The 6439-nt window shown below is 49.6% G+C and carries 6 protein-coding genes; 5 read left to right on the forward strand and 1 reads right to left on the reverse strand.

All coding sequences use genetic code 11. The annotated features are described in order from the left end of the window. Nucleotides 1-1989 (forward strand): glycerol-3-phosphate 1-O-acyltransferase PlsB (plsB, locus tag ABYT30_RS13880; protein ID WP_373097062.1); only part of this gene is annotated, 1989 nt, incomplete at its 5' end. A 47-nt stretch (nt 1990-2036) separates the two neighbouring features. Beyond that, nucleotides 2037-2420 carry an MAPEG family protein gene (locus tag ABYT30_RS13885; RefSeq protein WP_373079921.1) on the forward strand — a complete coding sequence of 128 codons (384 nt, stop codon included), beginning with the start codon at nt 2037-2039 and terminating at the stop codon, nt 2418-2420. Between the two features lie 2 nt (nt 2421-2422). On the opposite strand, the gene ABYT30_RS13890 is transcribed toward ABYT30_RS13885, so the two are convergent. After that, nucleotides 2423-2560, reverse strand: coding sequence for a hypothetical protein (locus ABYT30_RS13890; protein ID WP_373079923.1), 138 nt, complete (start codon nt 2558-2560; stop codon nt 2423-2425). Nucleotides 2561-2622: 62 nt separating this feature from the next. Here ABYT30_RS13890 and ABYT30_RS13895 point away from each other — a divergent pair, with 62 nt between their 5' ends. From ABYT30_RS13895 to ABYT30_RS13905, 3 genes are all read left to right on the forward strand, one after another. After that, complete coding sequence (locus ABYT30_RS13895; RefSeq protein WP_373097064.1) at nt 2623-4827, forward strand: TonB-dependent receptor; 2205 nt, start codon at nt 2623-2625, stop codon at nt 4825-4827. Between the two features lie 369 nt (nt 4828-5196). After that, on the forward strand, nt 5197-5658 hold the full coding sequence (locus tag ABYT30_RS13900; RefSeq protein WP_373097066.1) for a hypothetical protein: 462 nt from the start codon (nt 5197-5199) through the stop codon (nt 5656-5658). A gap of 275 nt (nt 5659-5933) precedes the next feature. Beyond that, a partial coding sequence (locus ABYT30_RS13905; protein ID WP_373097068.1) for a hypothetical protein occupies nt 5934-6439 on the forward strand: 506 nt, incomplete at its 3' end.

A 6439-nucleotide genomic window follows, 5' to 3' on the forward strand; every position in this document is an offset into this window, starting at 1 on the left:
CGCAATGTGCTGGTGCATATTGCCCAGCCGCTAACCTTTGATAAATTTGTGGCGCGCAAGAATGACCCAGAAGCCGCGGCGGCAATGCTGGCGCGAATGATGTCGTTTTATTTCTCACGCCGGGCGACGGCAAGCTTGGGACCGCGATTATTGTCTCGGCCACAAATCATTGATGTGGTGCTGCGGCGTCAGGCGGTACGTGATGCAATAGCCGGTGACCTCAGTGGTCCAGACGCCGATGTTAATGCGGTAAAAAAGAAGGCTCGGAAAATGGCCGAGCAGATCGCGGCCAATTATGACGACCGCATGATTCGCGCGCTAGAATTGATTCTGAGTTGGGTATTCCGAAAGATTTTCTCTGGACTAAATAGTCATCATGTTGAGCGTCTGCGCGAGACTGCAAATAGTCGCCAATTAATTTACATGCCCTCGCACCGCAGCCATTTTGACTACTTACTTATTTCCTACACCCTCTATGTGCAAGGTTTAGTGGCGCCGCATATTGCCGCCGGGGTCAATTTGAACTTTTGGCCGGTTGGTGGCATGTTGCGTCGCGCTGGCGCATTTTATATCCGCCGCAGTTTTGCGGATCAACCACTCTACACCGCGGTGTTTAAGTCGTATTTAGATGTGATTTTGAGTCGTGGCTACCCCGTGGAATTCTTTCCTGAAGGCGGTCGCAGTCGCACCGGACGTTTACTTCCTCCGAAAAAGGGGATGTTGCGTATGACGGTAGATAGTTTTATTCAGCAACCCGGCCGCTCGGTGGCAATAGTTCCTATTTATATTTGTTATGACAAACTGGTGGAAAGTGCGTCCTATGTAAAAGAACTGCGCGGCGCAGCAAAACAAAGTGAGTCCGCGGGAGGGCTGTTAAAGGCGCGGAAAATATTTAAGTCCTCATACGGCAGCCCGCATATAGCCTTTGGTGAACCACTGAGCTTGGACGAATGTTTCAGCCATATTGAGCCGAATTGGCGCAAATTGACCCAGCAAGGGGATCAAAGTTTTGTGCCTGCAGTTATTGATTATATTGCTCAGGAGAATATGGAGCGGATCAATGCGGCGGCGGTGGTAAACCCCATTGGCTTGGTATCGATGATTCTACTGTCTAGTCCGCAGCGCGCGATGGCGGAAGACGAGTTGCTGCTGCAGATTGATCATTTTGTCGCTCTGTTGAAGCGTTTGCCTTACAGCCCAGACGTCACGCTGCCTGAGGGCAGTGCCACGGAGATTTTTGAGCAAGCAGCTCGTACGGCAGGGCTTTCGCGCATCGAACACCCATGGGGGCCCATTGTGACCGCCACCGGTAAAGAAGCGGTAATGCTAACCTATTACCGCAATTCGGTGATGCATGTGCTTGCACTACCGAGCTTGATTGCGCGATTCTTCCGCCATAGCAAGACAGTTAAAGAGGCTGAGCTAATTGAAGCCTGTGTTTTACTTTATCCATTTGTAAAACAAGAACTGTTTTTACGCGTGAGTATAGCGGACTGTGCCGAGGCGGTTGCAGATCAAATTAATAATTTGGTTGATCTCAATTTGCTCAGTCGCAACGAGCGTGACGGTACCTTGAGTCGCGCCAATGTAGGAACTGAAACTTACGCGGTACTGACCGGTCTTGGGCGAATTCTGCGGGAGACCTTTGAGCGCTACACCGTGACCAGCTTGCTATTGGTGCAGGAAATCTCCAGTACTCCGGCACCCCGCAAACAGATCGAGCAGCACACCATTGAAATGGCTCAGCGCTTGGCTATTTTAAGTGGCAGAGAAGCGCCGGAATACTTCGATAAAAACCTGTTTCGTGTTTATATGGACACCCTCATTAAGCAGGGCTTATTGCTTGTTGAAGACCGCGATAATGAACAATTACTGCGGGTAGACCAGCGTTTGGAATCTTTGTCGCGGCGCTGGGTGGCTTTACTGGGGCCTGATGTACAGCAAAGTATGCAGCAGTTAATTCGTAAACAGACGATTAATGGCGATTGAGAAACAAACATGAGCCTCTTGGATTTTTATAAAATAGGAATAAGAAAATGGCATTAGTTAGCGTCGTAATCAGTATTATTTTGCTTGAGTACATTGTGTTTGTGATGATGGTGGGTGCGACTCGGGGTAAAACCGGCATCCAGGCGCCCGCCATGACTGGCGACCCTAAGCTGGAGAGAATGATCCGCGTACAGTTAAATACCTTAGAGCAAATGGTTGTCGTGATTCCGGCGATGTTGGTATTTGCAAACTACGTTAGTGCGCCAGTTGCGGCGGGCTTGGGCGGATTGTTCGTGCTCGGTCGTGCTCTGTATTGCCGAGGCTATTTAGTCGCCGCCGAAAAACGGAGCCTAGGCTTTGGTATTGGCGGTCTAGCGACATTGGTACTGGTGTTTGGCGCTATTTATGGCAGCGTAATGGCAGCGATTTAGCGTTAATGTAACGCTTCGCCATCGTCGCCAAGAGGGTTTCGGCCGCGATGGCGCAGAAGTACCATTAACATGGTTTGGCCATAGGCGGTCTTACCGATAAGCCATTCAGACGATAGCTCAGCACTGGCCAAAACTGCCAATATGCTCTTTGTATCTGGGCTGCGGTAAATATCGCAATAATAAAAACACAGGTGAGATTGAAATGAGCAATTTTGTTTGCCGAGCATCCGCTCTGGCGATAGCGTTTGCGCTTAACTCCTATGGCGCACAGGCGGCAAATGACTTGGCGCTAGAAGAAATACTGGTTACAGCTGAAAAGCGTGAAACATCCCTGCAAGACACACCCATCTCGATCCTCGCCTTCTCAAGCGAGCGGCTCGAGCGCTTTGGTATCAGTGATCTCGGCGATATTGCTGGCTTGGCACCCAATGTCACCATTACTCCCTTCCCGAATAGTCGCAGCTCCCTCGTGGTGTTTATGCGCGGAGTGGGTAATAACGACAGTCAGTCGACGCAGGACCCCGCCGTTGGAATTTATCTCGATGGCGTTTACGTGGCGCGTAGCATTGGTTTGACCAGCGATGTTGCGGATCTAGAGCGTATCGAAGTATTGCGTGGCCCCCAGGGCACCTTATACGGTCGCAACACCACGGGTGGTGCTATCAATTTAATTACCGCAAAGCCCATCGATGATTTTGCGGTTAGCCAACAGTTTAGTGCGGGTAATCGCGGTTATTGGCGGTCCTTAAGCAAGATTGAGAGCGGCAAGGTGGGCGATTTTGCCGGCAAAATTAGCTATTTGGAATCGGGCCACGACGGTTGGGTAGAGAATACCGGTGCCGGTAAAAATTTCGGAGAGGAAGAGAAGCAGGCTGGTCGCGCCGCCGTTCGCTGGGATCTTAGCGACGCCTTAGCGATCGATTATGCCTACGATTTTTCGAATATCGACGGCCCACAACACTTCTACCAGGTTACCTCATCACCGGGAAATGCGCTCCCAAATACCAGCGCCGAGCGCAGTGATAGTGGCAGTTGGAACGGTGGCGTTGAGCCTAGTGCCACGGAAGTCAGCGGTCATAGTCTCATTGCCAGCCTTGACACCCCTTGGGGCGTGCTGAAATCAATTAGTGGCTACCGGGAATTAGCGGAAGACATTGTTCAAGATTATGGCGGCGGCTCCCCCGGCTTTAAGATCCGTGTTGGCATTGAACAAGATCAGTTTTCCCAGGAGTTCCAGTTTGTCGGTGAGCACGGCGAAGCCTGGCGCTATGTCGCAGGCATCTATTACTTTAAAGAGCATGGCACTGAAAAAGAAACCGACACTGTTCCTGTGCAAACCCCCGCGCCGTTGCCCGCGAACCCGCTAGTACCGCCGAGCGTGACCACGGTGACCTTGGAAGATCGCCAGATCTATTCGACGTCAGAGGCCTATGCGGCTTATGGTCAATTAACGTGGTCACCGGCCTTATTGGATCACCGTTTGGATGTTACCTTAGGTGGTCGTTACACCGCTGATGAACGTGCGGCGCGCAAAGACAGCGCGGTGTACTTTACCGGTGGCGAGCAATCTGACAGTGCGACATGGAGTAACTTTAACCCTAGCCTGACTTTGGATTACAGCTGGACTGAGGAGCTGAGCACCTTTGCTAAGGTGGTCACCGCGTATAAGTCCGGTGGTTACAATGTGCGCAGTACCGAAGACGGTTTTACGCCGCCTTTTGATGAAGAGCATATGGTGTCTTACGAGCTGGGTGTGAAATCCAGCTGGTTAAATAATCGCATCAGCGTCAATGCATCGGCATTTCGCGCTGAATACGAAGACATGCAATTGCAGCAGATTACCAACAACGCCACCATTTTCCTCACCGATGTGTTTAACGTAGGTGAGGCGCAGATAGACGGTTTTGAAGTCGATGTCATGGCAGTGTTAATGCGCGGCCTGACTATGCAGGTCTCCTACGGCTATACCGATGCCGATTTTATCGAGTACATTGACCAGCGTGGCGGTAGCCAGACCGAAGGTGAAAATCTCGCGAATCAGGCTGAGATGCCCTATGCCCCAGAACACAATTACACCGTGGGTCTAGAATATATGCGTGCCGTTGGCTCCGCGTCTAGCCCGATGATGTTGAACGCCAGTATCGACTATCAGTGGACTGATGAGCGCTACGGCACCGCCTTTAATGACGATATGAGCGGTTTTTTCCTCGACGATTACGGTCTGGTAAACGCACGCCTTGCTCTGTCGGATATTAGTCTAGGCCGTTTGGGGCTAGAAGTTGCGCTGTGGGGCCGTAACCTCACTGACGAGGAATACAAAGTTCACAGTATTAGTTTAGGCGCTTACCAAGCAGGGTATTTTGGCGAGCAGAAGAGCTATGGTGTGGATTTGCGCCTTAGCTTCTAAACCGATAGTAAGGGTAATTAAATAATGCCGGTGTAACAGCCGGCATTTTTTTGCCCGTCTAATACGAATGCTGTGCCCGTTGGCTTTCTTAATTAAGAACTCCCAGAGCGGCATATTGCGCCGAGGTGCAAAGCAAGTCGGCGTTTTCCCCAACTAAATGGGAAGTCCAACGAAGGTTTTAAGAAACGTCATACTATCGCTAGCAGATAATGACTTTATTTTCCTAGAATAGGCGGTGAGTTAAAACATCTGTACTCATTCGCAGGTTACGGTTTTTTAGCAGCGCCGCAAAGGCTTATTTTTTCGCCTGCAGCTTCACAAAAAATAGCCGCGCGTGTTAGCGGTGCGATCGGGTAAGAGGGGTCTAGAGTGCCAAGCTTAAAAATTGAATCAAAACTAGATGAAGATATTGAGCGTCTTTACGCAGATTTATTAACTATGGATGGTGTTAATTACGAACTTATGCCATTGGTGAAAATGACTACGCCATCTGAATGGGCTTCAAAGCATTTGAAGCTTTGGCCCATTGGTAGTGAATTGTTTTCTAGTGTTATTTTGTTGTTTGGCATCATCCCAGTAGATATTCACAAGTTTAAACTTTCAAAGGTGGATGAAGCTGGTTTTGAGGAAAGGTCAGATTCATTAATTCACAAAAAATGGAATCATAGTAGAACTATAAAAAGTTTAGGCTCTACATGTATAGTGATTGATGAGCTTGAATTTGTTCCAAAGCTTCGTTTTCTAGGTCCTGTGATGAAGCCAGTTTACAGTGCTATATTTAAACACCGGCATAAACGGATTGCGGTCAAGTACGGGGCAGTCGGCGAATAAAAATTTCAAGGTGATGCTGGGCGACGCACTTTAGCATGGTGTTATGGTCTTTCGGCGCATTATAATTTGAGTCAGCAAACTTGTGCAGCTTTCTGAAATTCTCAGTTCGCAAAAGCGCTAAATTGCAGTACAATTTTAAACTTAATGGAGATTGTGGCGCCACGGGAAGGTGCAACTTAGGTTTATCCCCTTCCGTTCGTTTTTTGTGGCTCACACCAGCAACTATTCGCAAGTCGTGGAAAAAGAAAATAATACGAGCTCGTTGTGGGGGGAATATGTCTAGCTTGGTTATCCGTCGTGTATTATCCAGCGTGGTGACGTTGGCACTAACGCTGTCGCCTTGTCTAAGTTATGCCGCCCCGCCTCGAGATCATCTTGGTGTACTGGTAGAATTCGATTGGCAAATTGGCGAAGTCCATACAGAGCAGAGGCGATGGGAACTCAGTTTCGCCACGGGTTCGGCTCGGGACGTACAGCGGTCCATGAATGTACGTTCTCATCAAAGTGGTCAAACGGCCCAAATCGGCAATGAAATTCTTACTGGTTATTTTCAGGAGCGCTCACCGTATGCCCTCAAATGGTCAATAGACGCTTTTGGTAGGTCTGTAGGTCTGCTTTACGGTCTACCGATGGTGGCTAAGTTTACAACACCCGTTCTCAACGCAACTGGCTCCAGCGCAGGGTCATTTAGCACCGTTGTCGCTAGCCCCTGGATATGGGGAGGAGCAATTGCGATTGGTCTGGCGGCCGCTGCGGGTGGAGGTGGCAATGGCGATGTTAA

It is taken from the genome of Zhongshania sp., assembly GCF_041623545.1.
Taxonomy (GTDB): domain Bacteria; phylum Pseudomonadota; class Gammaproteobacteria; order Pseudomonadales; family Spongiibacteraceae; genus Spongiibacter.